Source organism: Streptomyces sp. NPDC090445 (genome assembly GCF_044769385.1).
Classification (GTDB): Bacteria; Actinomycetota; Actinomycetes; order Streptomycetales; family Streptomycetaceae; genus Streptomyces.
This window is the reverse complement of record NZ_JBIVXV010000021.1, coordinates 102,624-121,799: the sequence shown is the minus strand read 5'-3', so window position 1 is coordinate 121,799 and position 19,176 is coordinate 102,624. Positions and strand designations below refer to the sequence as shown.

Here is a 19,176-nt window from a genome sequence, read left to right as displayed (position 1 = left end):
CGCGCCGTCAGCTTGCCCTTCGCGTGCTGGGCCTCGGTCGCCCGGTCACTCGGTCCACGCCGCGCCTGCTCGCGCAGGGAGTGCAGCTCGGCCACGCGCCCGCGGGCGTCCGTCGGCTCGCTCGGAGTCTGGTCCACAACGGTCATGTACCGACCTTACGAAGCCGACCATGAAAAACCTCCGTTGGTTCCACACAGTCTCGGCCGTGTTCCGCTGTCCGGCCCGCACAGAACCGCGGAGCGGGGCGCGAAGACCACCAGGCGAGACGGTCGCCGGTTGTGGGGGTCCCACAAAACAGCCTGACACCCCGACCGGATGTTGAAATTTGAACGGAATGGGTCTACGGTCGTTCTCGTTGAAGGTTAAACAACTTCGACAGCACCACCCCCACCGAGGAGAGAGTCATGGGTCTGTTCACCCGCCGCAGCCAGCAGGACACCGCCACCGCCGTCGCCACCCTCGACGCGGACCCGGCCCTGGCCGCCCTCACCGGCGACTACGTCATCGACACCGCCCACAGCAGCATCGGCTTCACCGTCCGCCACGCGATGGTGACCAACGTCCGCGGCAGCTTCGGCGACTACTCCGGCTCGCTGCACCTGGACGGCGGCACCCCCGCCCGCTCCACCGCCACCATCGACGTGAAGATCGCCTCCGTGGACACGGGCATCGCCGACCGCGACGCCCACCTGCGCAGCGAGGACTTCTTCGCGGCCGACGCCTTCCCGCTGATGACCTTCCGCTCCACCGGGGCGGCCAGGGTCGGCGCGGACACCTACCGCATCACCGGTGACCTGACGATCAAGGACGTCACCCGGCCGCTCTCCATCGACCTGGAGTTCAACGGCTCCGCCACGGACGTCTACGGCAGCGAGCGCGTCGGCTTCGAGGGCTCCGCCGAGATCCTGCGCTCGGACTGGGGCCTGACCTGGAACGCCGCACTGGAGGCCGGCGGTGTCATGGTCAGCGACAAGGTGAGGCTGACCTTCGACATCTCGGCCGTCCGGCAGGGCTGAGCACCGCCACCACCGCCGGATCCGGGGGCGGCTCTAGAAGCCGCCCCCGCCGTCGAAGCCCCCGCCGCCGCCGAAGTCCCCTCCCCCGAAGCCGGAGGGGTCGAAGTCGGCACCGGAGAAGTCCCCGCCCTCGAAACCGCCGCCGAAGTCGGAGGCGTAGGCGTGGCCGGACGACATCATCGAGCCCAGCAGGGTGCCCACCAGCAGGCCGGGGAGCACGCCCCCGCCGAAGTACCCGCCGGCCCACGGGCCGTACACGGGGCCGGCGTCGTAGTAGGGGCGCGGCCCGTACTCGGTGTCCACCGTCCGGACCATCGGGTCCCGGCCCTCGCGCAGCCGGACGGCGTCCGCCGCGCACACGGGCACGCCGCGGGCGGCCCCGCCCGCGGGCGCCCAGTCGGCGTCCTCGGTGCTGGGCCCGTGCCGCGGGTCGAAGAAGCAGGGCGGACGCCGCTCGGGCAGCGCCCTGCCCCGGCGCCGCGCGTCCAGGGAGGCCAGGGCGAAACGCCCGTCCTCCAGGGCCTGGGTGACTCCCGTGACCTCCTGCGGATGCTGCACCGCGGCCATGATGTCCTTGGCCTTCTCGTACGAGTCGAGGGCCCGGGAGTAGTCCGCCCGCATGGCGTCGTCGGCGCCGGGCTCCGCGGGGTGGAAGTCCAGCCGGTCGAGCTCCTCGCCGAAGGCCGTGATGTCCTCGTCGACGACCGTGCGGAGCTTCTCCACCGCCTCGCGCTCCGCTTCCTCCTTCTTCCTGCGGTTGCGGCGGACCAGCGCGTACGCACCGCCGCCGCCGATCAGCGCGACCGCGCCGAGGGTGACGAGCCCGCCGACCGGGACGCCGCCGCCGGTGCCGGCGCCGCCGCTCCAGGAGGCCGGGGCCGAGCCCCTGGCCTGGGGGAGGGCCTGGTCGACGAAGTTGTTCAGCTGCGTGGCCGCGTCCACCGGCCCGCCCGCCTTCACCGCGTCGGTGAGGTTGCGCACGGCGTTGGGCGGCATGACCGCGGGGTCGGCGCCGGCGTTGAACCCGTCGCCGAGCCGGATCGCGTACAGCCCGGTGATGCCCGTCTCGGTGCGGATCGTGCGCAGCACGCTGTCGGCCGGGAACTCCGCGGAGTTCGGCAGCACGGCGACGAAGACGGGCTTGTCGGCGTCCTTGATCTTCTTCGCCAGCGCGTCCGCCTCGTCCTTCGGCAGCTGCGCGGCGGCGCGCGGGTCGACGTGGACGGGACCCTGCTTGAGGGCCTCCGCGACGGCTTCGGGCCCGGTCGCCGCCGACGCCTGCGGGGCGGTCGCGAGGACGCCGGCAGACAGGGCGAGCAGGAGCCCGGGAAGTACGGATATCAGCCTGCTCCTCATACTCCCGACGCTACCGGAACCACCGGTTTTCCGTGTGAGTCGGACATAAGAGACGGCTCCCGGCGGCGGCGCGTACCGCGGCGCGTGCTGCGGCACGGCCCACCGGGCGGCCGGTCACTCTGCGGGCTCGACGCCCGCGCGCAGGAGGCCGTAGGTGATGGCGTCCTCCAGCGCCTGCCAGGAGGCCGCGATCACGTTCGGGGCGACGCCGACGGTGGACCACTCGCGGGTGCCGTCCGTGGTGGAGATCAGGACGCGGGTCGTGGACTCCGTGCCGTGGGTGCCCTCCAGGATGCGGACCTTGTAGTCGGTCAGCTCGAACTTGGCCAGCTGCGGGTAGAAGCGTTCGAGGGCCACCCGCAGGGCCCGGTCCAGCGCGTTGACCGGTCCGTTGCCCTCCGCCGTGGCGACGATCCGCTCACCCTTGGCCCACAGTTTGACCGTGGCCTCGTTGGCGTGGGTGCCGTCCGGGCGGTCCTCGACGATGGCCCGCCAGGACTCCGTGCGGAAGTACTTGCGGGCGCGGCCCTCCGCCTCGGCGCGCAGCAGCAGCTCGAAGGAGGCGTCGGCGGCCTCGTACGTGTAGCCCGCGAGCTCCCGCTCCTTGACCCGCTCGACGACCCGGGCGATCAGGGCGCGGTCCCCGCCGAGGTCGACGCCGAGCTCCTTGCCCTTGAGCTCGATCGAGGCGCGGCCGGCCATGTCGGAGACCAGCATCCGCATGGTGTTGCCGACGAGCTCGGGGTCGATGTGCTGGTAGAGGTCCGGGTCGACCTTGATGGCCGAGGCGTGCAGGCCCGCCTTGTGCGCGAAGGCGGAGACGCCGACGTAGGGCTGGTGCGTGGACGGGGTCAGGTTGACGACCTCGGCGATGGCGTGCGAGGTGCGGGTCATCTCGGCGAGCGCGCCGTCGGGCAGCACCCGGCGGCCGTACTTGATCTCCAGGGCGGCGACGACCGGGAAGAGGTTGGCGTTGCCGACGCGTTCGCCGTAGCCGTTCGCGGTGCACTGGACGTGCGTGGCGCCCGCATCGACGGCGGCGAGGGTGTTGGCGACCGCGCAGCCGGTGTCGTCCTGGGCGTGGATGCCGAGGCGGGCCCCGGTGTCGGCGAGCACGGTGGAGACGGTGGCACCGATCTGCGCGGGCAGCATGCCGCCGTTGGTGTCGCAGAGGATGACCACGTCGGCGCCGGCCTCGTGGGCGGTGCGGACCACGGACTTGGCGTACTCGGGGTTGGCGCGGTAGCCGTCGAAGAAGTGCTCGCAGTCGACGAAGACGCGCCGCCCCTGGGCGACCAGGTGGGCGACGGTGTCGCGGACCATCTCCAGGTTCTCGTCGAGGGTGGTGCGCAGGGCGAGCTCGACGTGGCGGTCGTGGGACTTGGCGACCAGGGTGATCACCGGGGCGCCGGACTCCAGCAGGGCCCGCACCTGCGGGTCCGCGGCGGCCGAGCCGCCCGCCCGCCGGGTCGCGCCGAAGGCGACGAGCTGGGCGTGCTTGAACCGGATCTCGGCGCGGGCGCGGGCGAAGAACTCGGTGTCGCGGGGGTTGGCGCCCGGCCAGCCGCCCTCGATGAAGCCCACTCCGAACTCGTCCAGGTGCCGGGCGATCGTCAGCTTGTCCGCGACGGTGAGGTTGATGCCCTCACGCTGGGCGCCGTCGCGCAGCGTGGTGTCGAAGACGTGGAAGGCATCGTCGGGTCCCCGGGCCGCTTCCGGCGCTGTCGCCTCTGTCGTCGTCATGCTGGTCTGACTCCTGTCGGATGAGTGGTTCCGGATGCCCGGGTTCCACTGCCCCCATCATCGCGCGCATCGCCTTCCCGGCAGGATGCGAGCCGGTAAACGAAAAGACCCCTCGCGGGTGCGAGAGGTCTGCGCGCGGGTCTGGGGCACGGTGGCCGCCCCCGCGAAGGTCTTCCACGGTTCAGCGGCCACTGCGGACCGGCGCGCTGCTGCCGATAATCACGAACTGAGCAAGCACGTTCGCAGTGTGTCACACGGCGCCGCCCGACGCCGGGGGCGTCTCACGATACGAGAGACTCGTCCAGGAATTCCGAGACGTGGGCCAGGATGCCCTCCCGCCCGATCCCGGGCAGGCCGACCGCGACCTGGATGCTGAACCCGTCCAGCAGGGCCCGCAGCCGGGCCGCGAAGCGGTCGGGGTCCAGCGGCCGGAACTCGCCGCGCGAGACGCCCTCGGCGAGCAGCGCCACCAGGTCGCGGTGCCAGGCGCCCTCGATGGCGGCCTGCCGGTCGCGTTCGCCGGAGCCGGCGTTCTGCGAGCGGTTCCAGACCTCCAGCCACAGCGTCCAGTGCGGGTCCCGGGCCTCATCGGGCACGTACAGGTCCACGTACGCGTCCAGGCGCTCGCGCGCCGGCCCGCGGCGGGCGAGCAGGGCCCGCCGCTCGGCGCCGAGCGCGGCCTCGCTCCACTCCAGGGTCTGCAGCAGGAGCTCGTCCTTGCTGCCGAAGTAGTAGAGGAGGTGGCCGCTGCTCATGCCGACCTCGCGGCCCAGGCCCGCCATGGTGAGGCCGTCCAGGCCGCGCGCGGCGATCGTGGCCATGGCGGCGGCGAGGACGTCCTCGCGCGGCGGCGCGTTCTTCCGTGCCGCGCGTGCTCCGTCCGCCGCCATGGGCTGCTCCTCGTCGTTCCGCCGTCGTTGCGCTGTCGTTGCGCTGCCGGTCCGCCTCCGGTCAGACCTTCGGCTGCTGCTGGGTGATGCAGTGGATGCCGCCGCCCCCGGCGAAAATCGTACGTGCGTCGACGAGGGTGACGGTCCGCTCCGGGAACAGGCCCCGGAAGATCTCGGCCGCCTCCTCGTCGCGCGGGTCGTCGAAGGCGCACAGCACCACGCCGCCGTTGCACAGGTAGTGGTTGATGTAGGAGTAGTCGACCCATTCCCCGTCCTCCTCCAGCACCGTCGGCGCCGGGATCTCCACGACCTCCAGCCGGCGGCCCCGGGCGTCGGTGGCCGCGCGCAGGAGGTCGGCGATCGTCTTGCAGCGCTCGTGGTCCGGGTGGGCCGGATCGGGCTGCGTGTGCACCATCACCACGCCCGGCCGGGCGAAGGCCGCCACGATGTCGACGTGGCCCTGGGTGCCGTAGGTGCCGTAGTCCCCGGCCAGGCCGTACGGCAGCCAGATCGCCTGGGTGGTGCCGAGGTGGGCGTGGATCTCGGCCTCGACCTGCTCGCGGGTCCAGCCGGGGTTGCGGCCCCGGCCGAGCTGGACGGTGTCGGTGAGCAGCACGGTGCCCTCGCCGTCGACGTGGACGGCGCCGCCCTCGTTGACGAGCGGGGTGCTGAAGGTGCGGGCGCCGGCGAGGTCCGAGACGTGCCGGGCGATCTTCGAGTCGTGCTCCCAGCGGGCCCATTCCTGGGCGCCCCAGCCGTTGAAGGTCCAGTCGACGGCCGCCAGCCCGCCGCTCCCGTCGGTGACGAAGGTGGGGCCGATGTCGCGCATCCAGGCGTCGTCGAGCTCGCGCTCGACCACCGTGAGCGGGTGGCCCTCGCCGGCGCCGGCGACCGCGCGGGCCCCCTCGGCGTCGCCCGGGGACACCACGAGGGTCACGGGCTCGTACGCGCGCACCGCGCGGGCGACGGCGCCCCAGGCCGCGCGGGCCCCGGCGAGCTCCCGCTCGTCGGTGAAGGTCGGGTTGGGGCTCGGCCAAGCCATCCAGGTGCGCTCGTGGGGCGTCCACTCGGCGGGCATCCGGAATCCGTCGGCGGCGGGCTTGGTCATGGCAGGGGTGTCCTTAAGGGGCTGTGCCGGTCAGGGGCTGGGCCGGTCAGGGGCTGGGCCGGTCAGAGGCTGTGCCGGTCAGAGGAAGTAGAGGCGGTTGAGGCAGACCGAGTCGGCCGCCGGGGAGCGCAGCGGCTCGCCGTCGAGGGTGACGAGCCCGCTGCGCGCGTCCACGTCGACCGCGCCCACCCGGGAGTTGAGCAGGAGGTCCCCGGGGCCGATGCCGCGGGTGCCGCGCACGGCGACGCGGCGTCGGCGGGTGGGCATGGCGTCGGAGCCGAGGGCGGCAGCGGCCGCGGAGACGAAGGCCACCGAGATGTCGGCGGCGGTGGCCCCGTACGAGCCGAACTGCGGTCCGAGGACGAGCGGTTCGCAGGTGTCGGTGGCCGCGTTGGGGTCGCCGGTGACCCCGTACGCGGGGAAGCCGGACTTGAGGACGAGCTGGGGCTTGGCGCCGAAGAACTGCGGGCGCCACAGCACGATGTCGGCGAGCTTGCCGACCTCGATGGAGCCGATCTCGTGCGCGAGTCCGTGCGCGATGGCCGGGTTGATGGTGAGCTTGGCCATGTAGCGCAGGACGCGGGCGTTGTCGTCGCCCTCGCCGTCGCCGGCCAGCGGCCCGAGTTCGGCCTTCATCTTGGCGGCCATGGCGAAGGTGCGGCGGACGGTCTCGCCGGCCCGGCCCATGCCCTGGGCGTCGGAGGAGGTGATGCCGATCGCGCCCAGGTCGTGCAGGACGTCCTCGGCGCCCATGGTTCCGGCGCGGATCCGGTCGCGGGCCATGGCGGCGTCGCCGGGGAGGTCCGGTTTGAGGTCGTGGACGGAGACGATCATTCCGTAGTGCTCGGCGACCGCGTCCCGGCCGAAGGGCAGGGTGGGGTTGGTGGAGGAGCCGATGACGTTCGGCACGCCCGCCATCTTCAGCACGTTGGGGACGTGCCCGCCGCCGCAGCCCTCGATGTGGAAGGCGTGGATGGTGCGGCCGTCCAGGACGCGCAGGGTGTCCTCGACGGAGAGGCACTCGTTGAGGCCGTCCGAGTGCAGGGCGACCTGGACGTCGTGCTCCTCGGCGACGCGCAGCGCGGTGTCCAGGGCCCGGGTGTGGGCGCCCATGTCCTCGTGCACCTTGAAGCCGGAGGCGCCGCCCTCGGCGAGGGCCTCGACCAGCGGGGCCGCGTCGGAGGACGAACCGCGGGCGAGGAAGCCGATGTTGACGGGCCACGCGTCGAATGCGTTGAAGGCGTGCTTCAGCGCCCACGGGGAGTTGACGCCGACGCCCCAGACGGGGCCGAACTCCTGGCCGATGACGGTGGTGACGCCGGCGGCCAGCGAGGCCTCCATGATGCGCGGGGAGAGCAGGTGGACGTGGGTGTCCACGGCGCCGGCGGTGGCGATCAGGCCCTCGCCGGAGACGATGCTCGTGCCGGTGCCGACGACGACGTCCACACCGTCGAGGGTGTCGGGGTTGCCGGCCCGGCCGATCGCGTGGATGCGGCCCTCGCGGATGCCGACGGAGACCTTGCGGATCCCGAGGACGGCGTCGATGACCAGCACGTTGCTGATGACGACGTCGCAGGTCTCCCGGACGGCGGCGGCCTTGAGGTGCAGGCCGTCGCGGGCGGTCTTGCCGAAGCCGGCCAGGAACTCGTCGCCCGGGGCCTGCGCGTCGTGTTCGACGCGGACGGTGAGCCCGGAGTCGCCGAGCCGGACCCGGTCCCCGGCGCGGGGGCCGAAGACGGCGGCGTACTCGTGCGGGTCGATGTGCCGGCTGCCCGGCGCGCAGTGGTCGCTGTGCCGGTCGGGCCTGCTCATGGGGTGGCTCCTTCCGGGCCGTTCGGGTCTCCGTCGGCGGGGTCGCCTTGGTCGCTGTGACCGCCTTCGCCGTCGTGGGCGCCGAGGTAGCCGCAGGCCCGTGCCCTGGCCAGGGCCTGCGCCTTGGCTCCGGGGGCGTCCAGGGGGCCGTCGACCAGCCCGGCGAAGCCGACGGCGATGCGGTCGCCGCCGATGGGGACGAGGCCGACGTCGGCCTCCCCGTGCGGATCGAACCGGACGGACGAGCCGGCGGGGACGCACAGGCGCATGCCGTAGGCGGCGGCGCGGTCGAAGTCGAGGCGGGGGTTGGCCTCGAAGAAGTGGAAGTGGGAGGTGACGCTCACCGGGACGGAGGCGGTGTTGCGCACGCGCAGGCGCACCGCCGGCTCCGGCTGCGGGGTCCCGGGGCCGGGCACGACCGCCCCGGGGGCGTCGTCGCCGAGGGGGACCGCGCCCCGGATCGGCGCCGGGACCACCGCGAGGCGGGAGCCGTCGTCGAAGACGGCCTCCACGTGCACCTCGGTGACCACGTCGGCCACGCCGGGCAGGACGTCGGCGGCGCCCAGCACGCCGCGGGCCTCCTCGACGGCCTCCGCCAGGCGCTTGCCGTCGCGTGCGGCCTCGCAGACCGTGTCCGCGACGATCGCGGTGGCCTCGGGGACGTTGAGCCTGAGGCCCCGGGCCCGCCGGGCCCGGGCCAGTTCCGCGGCGCTGCGCAGCAGCAGCCGGTCGCGCTCCGTAGGAGTCAGCCGCACGCCGATCCACCACCTTTGCCGTCGACGAGTTAGAGCATCACTCTAACTCTTCGATCGCTGTCCGGGAATGATTGACCTCAGGGAAAGGGCTAGGCCACATTGAGCAGCGCTCAAATACAGTGCCACCACAGCCCGCCCTGCCAACCGTGGTCGCGACCGTCTTCGGATACCGGCTGCTGCTGCGCATGAGCGAGCTGCTCTCCCTCGGCATGGTGGTGCTGCTGACCGCGATCGGCGCGCCCTGGGCGGCCATCACGCCGATCGGCCACCGTCGCTGCCGCGGCCGGTACGACGCCGAATCCCTCCAGGTGTTCAACCGCCCGGCCCGCAGCGGCGTCTACTGGTACAGCGGCGGGTGGAACCTCCGCGCCACCGCCTCCTGGGCGGCGGGTGCGGCGGTCGGCCCGGCCGCGGTGTCGACCCCGCTGTACGAGGGCCCACTGTGGGCCCTCACCGGCGGGGTGGACTGCAGACGTGCAAGGCGGAAGGAAAGCGGGGAGGCGTCGTGGAAGAGCTCGTGTACGTGGCGGGGAAGATCGTCAGGGGTGTGGCCGGCCTGGCCTACGTGCTGGGCGAGTCGCTGATACCCCTCGGCCCGGACGGGGCGGGCGACGACCGCAAGAAGAAGCGGCGCGAGGGCGAGGCGGACGAGGAGCGCTGACCGCGCTCCCCGCCCTCCCCTGCCGGCGGATGACGACCGGAGGCCCCCGCGCATCGCGCAGGGGCCTCCGGTTCGTTCGAGCGGGGACGGCTAGCCGAGCGGGTGCATCCAGCCGTGGGTGTCCTCGGTGCGGCCGGTCTGGAGGTCGAGCAGCGCCTTGCGGAGCTTCATCGTGACCTCGCCGGGCTCGCCGTTGCCCTGGGTCCAGTCGGCGCGCTCGGACTTGACGGAGCCGACGGGGGTGATGACGGCGGCGGTGCCGCAGGCGAACACCTCGGTCAGGGTGCCGTTCTCGTTGTCGCGCTTCCAGTCCTCGGTGGAGATGCGTCCCTCCTCGGCCGTGTAGCCGAGGTCGCGGGCGATGGTGAGGAGCGAGTCGCGGGTGATGCCCGGCAGGAGCGAGCCGGTCAGCTCCGGGGTGACGATGCGGTCCCCGTACACGAAGTACAGGTTCATGCCGCCCATCTCCTCGATCCAGCGGTGCTCGACGGCGTCGAGCCAGACCACCTGGTCGCAGCCGTGCGAGGCGGCCTGCGCCTGGGCGACGAGGGACGCGGCGTAATTGCCGCCGGTCTTGGCGGCGCCGGTGCCGCCCTTGACGGCGCGCACGTACTCCTCGGAGAGCCAGACGGAGACGGGCTTGACGCCGCCGGCGAAGTAGGCGCCCGCCGGGGAGGCGATGACCATGAAGAGGAACTCGTTGGCCGGGCGGACGCCGAGGCCGACCTCGGTGGCGAACATGAACGGCCGCAGGTAGAGGGAGGCCTCACCGGAGGAGGGCACCCAGGCGCTGTCCTGCTTGATGAGCGCGTCGCAGGCCTCGATGAACAGCTCGGTCGGCAGCTCCGGCATCGCCATGCGGCGGGCGGAGGCCTGGAAGCGCTCGGCGTTGGCCTCCGGGCGGAAGGTGGCGACGCTGCCGTCGGGCTGGCGGTAGGCCTTGAGCCCCTCGAAGATCGTCTGCGCGTAGTGCAGGGTCATGTTCGCCGGGTCCATCGACAGCGGCGCGTACGGGACCAGCTCCGCGTCGTGCCAGCCGCGGCCCTCGGTCCACTTGATCGTCACCATGTGGTCGGTGAAGTGGCGGCCGAAGCCGGGGCTGGCCAGGATCGCCTCGCGCTCCGTGTCGGACAGCGGGTTCGAGGAGGGCTTGAGCTCGATCGTGGGCATCGTCATGAGTGCATGTCCTTCACCGGTTGTGTATGGCGGACCGCGCTCACGGCGTACAGGACGTCCGAGCTTCCCCGCATTCCGCGGTCTCGCGTTCGATTATCGCGCGCGAGCCGTCCGCGGAGAAGCGGGGAGTGCGGCCCAGGGGAGATGGTGGCACCCGGGACCGCACAGGAAAAGCCGCCGGGTGCGTCAGTCGCGCGACCCGGCGGCTTCCTGGGTGGGGCTGCCGGGTCAGCCGGCTACTCGTGCGGCGATCGCGTCGCCGATCCGGTCGGTCGTGCGGAAGGTGCCGTCACGCTCCGCGAGGTCGGCGGAGACGGCGTCCTCGATGCGGGCGGCGCGGTCCTCGTGGCCGAGGTGGCGCAGCAGGAGGGCGACGGACAGGATCGCCGCGGTCGGGTCGGCCTTGCCGGTGCCGGCGATGTCCGGGGCCGAGCCGTGGACGGGCTCGAACATGGACGGGAAGGCGCCGGTCGGGTTGATGTTCCCGGAGGCGGCGAGGCCGATCCCGCCGGTCACGGCGGCGGCCAGGTCGGTGAGGATGTCGCCGAAGAGGTTGTCCGTGACGATCACGTCGAAGCGCTCGGGCTGGGTGACGAAGAAGATCGTCGCGGCGTCGACGTGCAGGTAGTCGGTGGTGACCTCGGGGTACTCCCGGCCGACCTTGTCGAAGATGCCCTTCCACAGGTGGCCCGCGTACACGAGGACGTTGTTCTTGTGGACCAGCGTCAGCTTCTTGCGCGGGCGGGCGTTGGCCCGCTCGTACGCGTCGCGGACGACGCGCTCGACGCCGTACGCGGTGTTGACGCTGACCTCGGTGGCCACCTCGGCGGGCGTGCCGGTGCGCAGGCTGCCGCCGTTGCCGGTGTACGGGCCCTCGGTGCCCTCGCGGACCACGACGAAGTCGATCTCCGGACGGCCGGCGAGCGGGGTCGCCGTGTTCGGGAAGAGCTTCGAGGGGCGCAGGTTGATGAAGTGGTCGAAGGCGAAGCGCAGTTTGAGCAGCAGCCCGCGCTCCAGGACGCCGGACGGGACCGACGGGTCGCCGATGGCGCCGAGCAGGATCGCGTCGTGCTGCTTGAGCGCCTCCAGCTCCGCGTCCGGGAGGGTCTCACCGGTGCGGTGCCAGCGGCGGGCGCCGAGGTCGTACTCCTTGGTCTCCAGCTTCACATCCTGGGGCAGGACCGCGGTAAGGACCTTGAGGCCCTGAGCCACGACTTCCTGGCCGATGCCATCACCGGGGATCACTGCGAGATTGATGCTGGTCGACATGTCGGAACCGTACTCCCTGTCCCAAGCTTCAGACATATTGCGTCCACCATGCGGACGCAATATGTCCCGCCCGGGTGGGGTGCGACGGGGTCAGTGGCCGGCCGAGCCGCCGTTGTCGCGGCGGTCGAGGGCGCGCTGCAGGGCGGCGGCGGCGTTCTTGCGGTCGGCGTCGGCCGTGGCGGAGCGGCGGACGCGGCGGGCGGAGGCGGGGGAGGTCTTCGTCATGGTGATCGACTCCTTGAGAGCGCGGCACGAGGGGCCGCATGAGGGAATCCTTCAAGGCGCCGGAAAGGGCGGGAGCGCTGCGCCGCAGGGGTTGCCTGCCGGGGGCGCGCGTCGTCGGCCGCCATTCGCCTGATCAGCGAGACGTTCGGCTCCTACAAAGCTAGGGCAGGTCCCGCTGTATGTCTCCGCAATTACTCGGACTTCCTACTATCTGAGACGCGCACGCCCTCGGAAGGATCTCCCCGGGCATCCGTTTTCAGGCCGTGGCGGAGCGAAGTTCCCTGATCAGAGCCCTGACGGCGAGAGTGGCAGCGGATTCCGGGGCAGTGACGTATCCCACGCGTCTCACCGGCCCCGACGGGCCCAGACCGGTGATGCCGACGGAGTCGTCCGCCTCGCGCAGCGACAGCTCGGGCATGATCGCCATCCCGATCCCGCGCCCGACCATGGTGAGCACCATCCCGTCGTCCTCCGCCTTGACCGTGGCGCAGGGGATCCAGTCCTGGGCCCGCCACCAGGCGCGGGTGTACGAGCCGCAGTTCTCGTCCCAGTCCAGCAGCGGCAGCGACCTCGGGTCGGCGTGTCCCGCCGGGTGGACCAGGGCGTACGCCTCCTCCACCAGCACCCCGCTCAGCAGGCCCGGCGGCAGCCCGGAGCCGTCCGCGTTCAGGGTGGCGACGGCCAGGTCGGCGCGGCCGGCGGCCACCTCCCCCGCCGTGCCGGCGCCGATCTCGCGCACCACCCGCACCTCCGGTCGGATGCCGGGGTACCGGGCCGCGAGCCGGTCCAGGGCGGGCGGCAGCAGGTGCAGGGCCGCGCTGCGGAAGGCCGCGATGCGCAGCACGCCCCGGAGGGCGTCGCGGTCGCCGCCGCCGGCCGCGGCCCCGGCTGCGCGCACCTCGGAGCCGAGGGTCTCGTACAGCCGGAGGATCCGCCGGGCGAGGGCCACGGCCCGCTCCCCCGCGGCGGTGGGCGAGGCACCGGCGCGGCCGCGGTCGAAGAGGACCGCGCCGATCTTGGCCTCGCTGCCGCGCACCGAGTGGGAGACGGCCGACTGGGTGAGGCCGAGGCGGACGGCGGCGGCGGAGAAGCCGCCGGTCTCGGCGACGGCGACCAGGATCCGCAGTTCGCGCGGGGCGAGTTCGGCCGGTCCGGGTGCGGTCATGGGGTCTCCCACCTCGTCCTGTGAGCAGGTTTCATGGAACTGCGACTTCCATGATCGCAACCCTCTGCCCGGCCCGCCGATTCCTTCCTACGGTCCTTCCCATGACCGCGAACACCGCTTACGCCGTGCACCAGACCGCCCGCCCCACCGGCTTCCCCGCCGCCTCCGACTTCGCCCTCGTGCGCACCGCCGTCCCGGAGCCGGCCCCGGGCACCGCCCTGGTGCAGAACCTGCTGCTCTCCGTGGACCCGTACCACCGCGGGCTGATGGACGGCGGCGAGGACGGCTTCGAGCTGGGCACCCCGCTGGAGGGCCGCTCGGTGGGCCGCGTGCTCGCCTCCCGCGACCCGGGGCTGCGCGAGGGCGACCTGGTCTTCCACCGCGAGGGCTGGCGCACCCACGCCCTCGTCACCCTCGGGGTGGAGGGCACCCGCCTCCTGCGGCCGTACGAGGGGGTCCCGCTGGAGGCGTACCTGAGCATCCTCGGCGGCACCGGCCTGACCGCGTACGCGGCCCTCACCCGGACCGCGGCCCTGCGCGAGGGCGAGGACCTCTTCGTCTCTGCCGCGGCGGGCGGCGTCGGCACCGCCGTCGGACACCTCGCCCGGCTGATGGGCGCCCGCCGGATCATCGGCAGCGCGGGCTCCGCGGCGAAGGTCCGGCACCTGACCGGGGTGCTCGGCTTCGACGCCGCCTTCGACTACCACGACGGGCCGGTCGGCGAGCAGCTGGCGCAGGCGGCTCCCGACGGCATCGACGTCTACGTGGACAACGTGGGCGGGGACCACCTGGAGGGCGCGATCGGCTCGCTGCGCGAGTTCGGGCGGATCGCCTGGGTCGGCGGCATCTCCATGTACAACGGCGACCGTTCGCCCGCCGCGCCGCGCAACCTCTTCGAGGTGGTGCACAAGTCACTGCGCCTGGAAGGGGTGCTGGTCCGCCACCACACCGATCTGCAGGAGGAGCTGGAGGAGTTCGTCGTCCCGCACCTGCGCAGCGGCCGCGTCGGCACCGACACCACCGTCGTCCAGGGGATCGACCGCACGGTGGAGGCCTTCCTCGGCGTGCTCCGCGGGGACAACACGGGCAAAATGCTGGTCCGTCTCGACGACTGAGACCGGCAGTCCGCAGCGGAGTCGACGGCGGTGCGGTACCGCGCCCCGCAAGGGGCGCGGGGAGCTGCGCGACCGGCCCCCACCGGCCCGCGGTTGTATGCCCGGACCACCGGCATGACCGGACCACCGGCGGAGCGTCAGAGCACGTCCCCGTCCCGCCAGTCGAACCACAGCCCCTCGGCGGGGTCCGGCAGGGCCGCGCCCTTGGGCACCCACACGTACGTCGTCCCCTCCTCCTCGGCGAGGCGGACCGGCCCGTCGGGCGAGAGCGCCCCGATCCGCCCGCCCCACACCGTCCAGCCGCGGCTCTCGTACAGCGCGGCCCCCTCGTCGGAGGCGGAGAGGGCGCCGAGCACGTACGCCCGGGCCGCGACCTCCTCCAGCTCCGCCATGACGGCGCCGCCCAGGCCCCGCCGCCGCGCCCCGGGGCGTACGGCCACGGCCTCGACGTAGCCGCAGCGCAGCGCCCGCCCGGCGTGCAGCACCCGCCGCTGGACGATGCTGCCGTGCGCGAGCAGTTCCCCGCCCGGCCCGTACGCCAGGGCGTGCATGCCGCCGAGGGCGTGCTCGAAGTCCTCCTCGCCGAAGTCCCCGTCGAAGGCCTCGTCGAGCAGCTGCCTGATCCCGTCGAGCTCGTCCTCCCCCAACTGCGAGGTGTGGGCGAGCCGTATCACCGGCGTATCGCTCATCCCCCCAGTCTCCGGCACAACCGCAGCAGCACCGGCGTGCTCAGGCCACCCGCGCGCAGGTACGGCCCGGGGTCCAGCCACCGCGCGGTGTCGCGGGCGAGCCGGTGCACGGTGGTTCCGAGCCCGGCGACGTACTCCTCGATCTCGGTGCTGTCGTACGCGCGCCCCCGCGCGGCGTACATCGCGCGGACCCGGGGCTCGCTCAGCCCGTGGTCGTCGGCGATCTCCCCGGGGTCCGCGCCCATCAGGCGCAGCAGCACGAGGGCGATGATGCCGGTGCGGTCGCGGCCCAGGCCGCAGTGGAAGGCCACGCCTCCGGGCGGGGCGTCGGCGACGGCCTCGGCGACGGCGGCGACACGCTCGGGGAAGCGGGAGAGGAAAGGCCGGAAATAGGCGGGGGTGCCGAAACCCGGACGCCCCCACCACTCGTCCCAGAACTCCCGGTCCTCGATCCCGTCGAGCGGGATGCGGACGGTCCTCAGCCCGGCCGGGCGGGGTGCGCGGTCCGCTTCCGCCTCGCCGTCGTTGCGCAGGTCGACGACGGTGCGCACCCCGTGGTCGGCCAGCGCGGTCCAGCCGCGGGCGGTGAGCCGGTCGAGGGCGTCGGCCCGGACCGCCCGGCCCGGCGCCACCTTCCCCAGGCCGCCCAGCTCGCGGACGTTGAAGCAGCCTTCCCAGTCCAGGAAACGGCCGGTGCTCGTCATCGCCAATACCCCCCTGTCGTCACACAACGGACAGACGTTCGGGACGCGGTCCTGGCCCGTGCGGTTCCCCCTCGGCACACTCGCCCCATGTCACCTAGCGCCCAGCACTGGACCCCGACCCACGGCGAGCCGTACCGGCCCGTCGCCTACCGGCCCGAGCGGATGCCGAGCAGCGAATCCCTGGTGCGCGCCGCCGAGTTGCGTACGCGGATGGACGAGCGGCGCACCGTACGCCACTTCTCCTCCGACCCGGTACCCGAGCAGGTCGTCCGCGATGCCGTCGCGTGCGCGGCGACCGCGCCGTCCGGGGCGCACCAGCAGCCGTGGACCTTCGTCCTGGTCAAGGACCCGGCCGTGCGCCGGCGGATCCGCGCCGCGGCCGAGCAGGAGGAGGAGATCTCCTACGACGGCCGGCTCGGCGACGAGTGGCTGGCGGCGCTGCGCCCCCTCGGCACGGACGCGGTCAAGACCCACCTCACCGATGCCCCGGCCCTGATCGTCGTCTTCCAACAGCGCTACTGGCTGGGCGCCGACGGCGAGAAGCGCAAGCACTACTACGTGGACGAGTCGGTCGGCATCGCGGTCGGGATGCTCCTGACGGCCCTGCACCTGTCGGGCCTGGCCGCCATGGTCCACACGCCGAGCCCGATGCGCTTCCTCTCCCACGTGCTGGGCCGCCCGGAGAACGAGAAGGCCTTCGCCGTGATCCCGGTCGGCTACCCGGCCGACGACTGCGAGGTCCCCGGCCTGGTCCGCAAGTCCCTGGACCAGGTCCTGTTCGAGGTCTGAGCCGCACCACGGCGGGGTGGGCGGGCCCGGAAATGGATACCGCCCCCGCTCCGGGCTTGGGGGTACCGGAGCGGGGGCGGGGTTCGGCGGGGCGGTCGGCCCTGCCGAGGACGGTCAGCCCATGTGGGGGTAGCCGTACTCGGTCGGCGGGACCAGGGTCTCCTTGATGGAGCGGGTGGAGACCCAGCGCTGCAGGTTGCTCGCGGCGCCCGCCTTGTCGTTGGTGCCGGAGGCGCGGCCGCCGCCGAAGGGCTGCTGGCCGACGACGGCGCCGGTGGACTTGTCGTTGATGTAGAAGTTGCCCGCGGCGAAGCGGAGCTTCTCCATCGCGTCGGCGGCGGCGTGGCGGTCGCCGGCGATGATCGAGCCGGTCAGCGCGTAGGCGGACACCGACTCCATCTGGGCCAGCATCTCGTCGAACGTGTCGTCCTCGTAGACGTGCACGGCGAGGATCGGGCCGAAGTACTCGGTCGTGAAGACCTCGTTCTCCGGGTCGGTGCACTCGATGACGGTCGGGCGGACGAAGTAGCCCTCGGAGTCGTCGTACGTGCCGCCGGCGACGATCGTGCAGGTCGGGTCGGCCTTGGCGCGGTCGATCGCGGCCTTGTTCTTCGCGAAGGAGCGGTCGTCGATGACGGCGCCGATGAAGTTGGTCAGGTCGCGGACGTCACCCATGGAGATGCCGTCGACCTCGGCCGCGAAGGCCTCCTTGAAGCCGTCGTTCCAGATGGAGGCCGGGACGTAGGCGCGCGAGGACGCCGAGCACTTCTGGCCCTGGAACTCGAAGGAGCCGCGGGTCAGGGCGGTCTTCAGGACGGCGCGGTCCGCGGAGGGGTGCGCGACGACGAAGTCCTTGCCGCCGGTCTCGCCGACCAGGCGCGGGTAGGACCGGTAGTTCTCGATGTTGTTGCCGACCGTCTTCCACAGGTACTGGAAGGTCTTGGTCGAGCCGGTGAAGTGGATGCCGGCGAGCTCGGGGTGGTTCAGGGCCACCTCGGAGACGGCGATGCCGTCGCCCGTCACCAGGTTGATGACGCCCTTGGGCAGGCCGGCCTCCTCCAGGAGCTCCATCAGGAGGACCGCGGAGTGGGTCTGCGTCGGGGACGGCTTCCAGACGACCACGTTGCCCATGAGGGCGGGGGCGGTCGGCAGGTTGCCGGCGATGGCGGTGAAGTTGAACGGGGTGATCGCGTACACGAAGCCCTCGAGCGGGCGGTGGTCGCTGCGGTTCCACACGCCGGCGGAGTTCGCGACCGGCTGCTCGGCCAGGATCTGGCGGGCGAAGTGGACGTTGAAGCGCCAGAAGTCGACGAGCTCGCAGGGGGTGTCGATCTCGGCCTGCTGGGCGGTCTTCGACTGGCCCAGCATGGTGGACGCGGCCAGCTTCTCGCGCCACGGGCCGGCCAGCAGCTCGGCGGCGCGGAGGATGATCGCGGCGCGGTCGTCGAAGGACAGCGCACGCCAGGACGGGGCGGCCGCGAGGGCGGCGTCGATGGCCTCCTGGGCGTCGGCCCGGTTGGCGTTGCCGTAGGTGCCGATCACCGACTTGTGGTCGTGCGGCTGGACCACGTCGAAGCGCTCGCCGCCGCCCATCCGCTTGATGCCGTTGATCGTCATCGGCAGGTCGATCGGGTTCTCGGACAGCTGCTTGAGCTGCGCTTCGAGACGCGTGCGCTCGGCGCTGCCGGGGGCGTACGAGTGGACCGGCTCGTTGACCGGCGCGGGGACCTGGGTCACAGCATCCATGGGTCGGGTAACTCCTTGACCTAGTTCTTGGTGATCATCGAGCGGAGGAAGAAGAGCAGGTTGGCGGGCTTTTCCGCCAGGCGGCGCATGAAGTAGCCGTACCAGTCCGTCCCGTACGCGGTGTAGACGCGCATGCGGTGGCCCTCGGCGGCGAGCCGCAGGTGCTCCTCGCTGCGGATGCCGTACAGCATCTGGAATTCGTACTCGTCCAGCTTGCGCCCGGCGGCCCGGGCGAGCTCCTGCCCGATGGCGATCAGGCGCGGGTCGTGCGACCCGATCATCGGGTAGCCCTCGCCGTCCATCAGGATCTTCAGGATGCGGACGTACGCCTTGTCGATCTCGCCCTTGTCCTGGTACGCGACCTCGGCGGGCTCCTTGTAGGCGCCCTTCACGATGCGGACGCGGCTGCCGTTGGCAGCCAGGCGGCGGGCGTCGGCCTCGGTGCGGAAGAGGTACGCCTGGATGACGCATCCGGTCTGCGGGAAGTCCTTCCGCAGCTCCTCGTGGATGGCGAACATCGAGTCGAGGGTCGTGTGGTCCTCGGCGTCGAGGGTGACGGTGGTGCCGATCGCGGCGGCGGCCTCGACGACCGGGCGGACGTTGGCGAGGGCGAGCTCGTGGCCGCCCTCCAGCGCCTGGCCGAACATGGAGAGCTTGACCGACATCTCGGCCCGCTCGCCCAGCTCCAGCTCCTTCAGCCGGCCGATGAGCTCCAGGTAGGCGTCACGGGCGGCGTAGGACTGCTCCACCGTGGTGATGTCCTCGCCGACCACGTCGAGGGTGACCTCCAGCCCCTTCTGCGCGAGGTCCTCGACGATCGGGATGACCTGGTCGACCGTCTCGCCGGGGATGAACCGGGTCACCACGGGCTTGGTCACCGGGGCGGCAGAGACGATTCGGCGCATCTTGTCGCTGCGCGAGGCGGCGAGGATCGCGGGACCCAGCACGGGGCACCTC

18 protein-coding genes and 1 pseudogene are annotated in these 19,176 nt (G+C 72.5%); 5 read left to right on the top strand and 14 right to left on the bottom strand.

Going from position 1 to position 19,176, the window contains the following annotated elements; genetic code table 11:
* Positions 1 to 404: 404 nt before the first annotated feature.
* Positions 405 to 1,016, top strand: coding sequence for a YceI family protein (locus ACIQUT_RS30030; protein WP_403567362.1), 612 nt, complete (start codon positions 405 to 407; stop codon positions 1,014 to 1,016).
* 33 nt (positions 1,017 to 1,049) lie between these two features.
* Here ACIQUT_RS30030 and ACIQUT_RS30025 read toward each other — a convergent pair whose 3' ends face one another.
* From ACIQUT_RS30025 to ureA, 6 genes are all read right to left on the bottom strand, one after another.
* Positions 1,050 to 2,372: a hypothetical protein gene (locus ACIQUT_RS30025; protein WP_403567360.1), complete on the bottom strand. Its 1,323-nt coding sequence runs from the start codon at positions 2,370 to 2,372 to the stop codon at positions 1,050 to 1,052.
* Positions 2,373 to 2,486: 114 nt separating this feature from the next.
* Positions 2,487 to 4,115: a citramalate synthase gene (gene cimA / locus ACIQUT_RS30020; RefSeq protein WP_403567359.1), complete on the bottom strand. Its 1,629-nt coding sequence runs from the start codon at positions 4,113 to 4,115 to the stop codon at positions 2,487 to 2,489.
* A 281-nt stretch (positions 4,116 to 4,396) separates the two neighbouring features.
* Positions 4,397 to 5,005, bottom strand: a complete 609-nt coding sequence (locus ACIQUT_RS30015; protein WP_403567357.1) for a TetR/AcrR family transcriptional regulator — start codon at positions 5,003 to 5,005, stop codon at positions 4,397 to 4,399.
* 61 nt (positions 5,006 to 5,066) lie between these two features.
* Entirely contained in the window at positions 5,067 to 6,113 is a 1,047-nt protein-coding gene (locus ACIQUT_RS30010) for an agmatine/peptidylarginine deiminase (protein ID WP_403567356.1), read from the bottom strand.
* A gap of 78 nt (positions 6,114 to 6,191) precedes the next feature.
* Positions 6,192 to 7,925, bottom strand: a complete 1,734-nt coding sequence (locus ACIQUT_RS30005) for an urease subunit alpha (protein ID WP_403567354.1) — start codon at positions 7,923 to 7,925, stop codon at positions 6,192 to 6,194.
* Entirely contained in the window at positions 7,922 to 8,680 is a 759-nt protein-coding gene (gene ureA / locus ACIQUT_RS30000; RefSeq protein WP_403567352.1) for an urease subunit gamma, read from the bottom strand. The genes ACIQUT_RS30005 and ureA overlap by 4 nt, the downstream gene beginning before the upstream one ends.
* Positions 8,681 to 8,826: 146 nt before the next feature.
* On the opposite strand from ureA, the pseudogene ACIQUT_RS29995 reads away from it, so the two are divergent.
* A pseudogene (locus tag ACIQUT_RS29995) lies at positions 8,827 to 9,150 on the top strand (cytosine permease); the annotation flags it as partial.
* A 35-nt stretch (positions 9,151 to 9,185) separates the two neighbouring features.
* Complete coding sequence (locus ACIQUT_RS29990) at positions 9,186 to 9,341, top strand: hypothetical protein (protein ID WP_403567379.1); 156 nt, start codon at positions 9,186 to 9,188, stop codon at positions 9,339 to 9,341.
* Positions 9,342 to 9,431: 90 nt separating this feature from the next.
* Here the strand turns inward: ACIQUT_RS29990 and ACIQUT_RS29985 are convergent, their stop codons facing one another.
* From ACIQUT_RS29985 to ACIQUT_RS29970, 4 genes are all read right to left on the bottom strand, one after another.
* Entirely contained in the window at positions 9,432 to 10,517 is a 1,086-nt protein-coding gene (locus tag ACIQUT_RS29985) for a branched-chain amino acid aminotransferase (protein WP_403567350.1), read from the bottom strand.
* A gap of 228 nt (positions 10,518 to 10,745) precedes the next feature.
* Positions 10,746 to 11,786 carry a 3-isopropylmalate dehydrogenase gene (locus ACIQUT_RS29980; RefSeq protein ID WP_403567348.1) on the bottom strand — a complete coding sequence of 347 codons (1,041 nt, stop codon included), beginning with the start codon at positions 11,784 to 11,786 and terminating at the stop codon, positions 10,746 to 10,748.
* A gap of 90 nt (positions 11,787 to 11,876) precedes the next feature.
* Positions 11,877 to 12,011 (bottom strand): hypothetical protein, encoded by a 135-nt coding sequence (locus ACIQUT_RS29975; RefSeq protein WP_403567347.1) that lies wholly within the window; start codon positions 12,009 to 12,011, stop codon positions 11,877 to 11,879.
* Between the two features lie 256 nt (positions 12,012 to 12,267).
* Entirely contained in the window at positions 12,268 to 13,176 is a 909-nt protein-coding gene (locus ACIQUT_RS29970; RefSeq protein ID WP_403567345.1) for a LysR family transcriptional regulator, read from the bottom strand.
* A gap of 101 nt (positions 13,177 to 13,277) precedes the next feature.
* Here ACIQUT_RS29970 and ACIQUT_RS29965 point away from each other — a divergent pair, with 101 nt between their 5' ends.
* Positions 13,278 to 14,291 (top strand): NADP-dependent oxidoreductase, encoded by a 1,014-nt coding sequence (locus tag ACIQUT_RS29965; protein WP_403567343.1) that lies wholly within the window; start codon positions 13,278 to 13,280, stop codon positions 14,289 to 14,291.
* Between the two features lie 137 nt (positions 14,292 to 14,428).
* Here the strand turns inward: ACIQUT_RS29965 and ACIQUT_RS29960 are convergent, their stop codons facing one another.
* Both ACIQUT_RS29960 and ACIQUT_RS29955 read right to left on the bottom strand, forming a co-directional pair.
* Positions 14,429 to 14,980: a GNAT family N-acetyltransferase gene (locus ACIQUT_RS29960; RefSeq protein ID WP_403567341.1), complete on the bottom strand. Its 552-nt coding sequence runs from the start codon at positions 14,978 to 14,980 to the stop codon at positions 14,429 to 14,431.
* The gene (locus ACIQUT_RS29955; protein WP_403567339.1) at positions 14,977 to 15,684 is read right to left on the bottom strand and encodes a tyrosine-protein phosphatase; all 708 of its coding nucleotides are present in this window, start codon (positions 15,682 to 15,684) and stop codon (positions 14,977 to 14,979) included. The genes ACIQUT_RS29960 and ACIQUT_RS29955 overlap by 4 nt, the downstream gene beginning before the upstream one ends.
* An 87-nt stretch (positions 15,685 to 15,771) precedes the next feature.
* On the opposite strand from ACIQUT_RS29955, the gene ACIQUT_RS29950 reads away from it, so the two are divergent.
* The gene (locus tag ACIQUT_RS29950; protein WP_403567337.1) at positions 15,772 to 16,473 is read left to right on the top strand and encodes a nitroreductase family protein; all 702 of its coding nucleotides are present in this window, start codon (positions 15,772 to 15,774) and stop codon (positions 16,471 to 16,473) included.
* A 114-nt stretch (positions 16,474 to 16,587) separates the two neighbouring features.
* Here the strand turns inward: ACIQUT_RS29950 and pruA are convergent, their stop codons facing one another.
* Both pruA and ACIQUT_RS29940 read right to left on the bottom strand, forming a co-directional pair.
* A complete protein-coding gene (gene pruA, locus ACIQUT_RS29945; protein ID WP_403567335.1) occupies positions 16,588 to 18,219 on the bottom strand; it encodes an L-glutamate gamma-semialdehyde dehydrogenase in 1,632 nt (543 codons plus the stop codon).
* A gap of 20 nt (positions 18,220 to 18,239) precedes the next feature.
* Positions 18,240 to 19,166 carry a proline dehydrogenase family protein gene (locus ACIQUT_RS29940; protein ID WP_403567333.1) on the bottom strand — a complete coding sequence of 309 codons (927 nt, stop codon included), beginning with the start codon at positions 19,164 to 19,166 and terminating at the stop codon, positions 18,240 to 18,242.
* Positions 19,167 to 19,176: the final 10 nt, after the last annotated feature.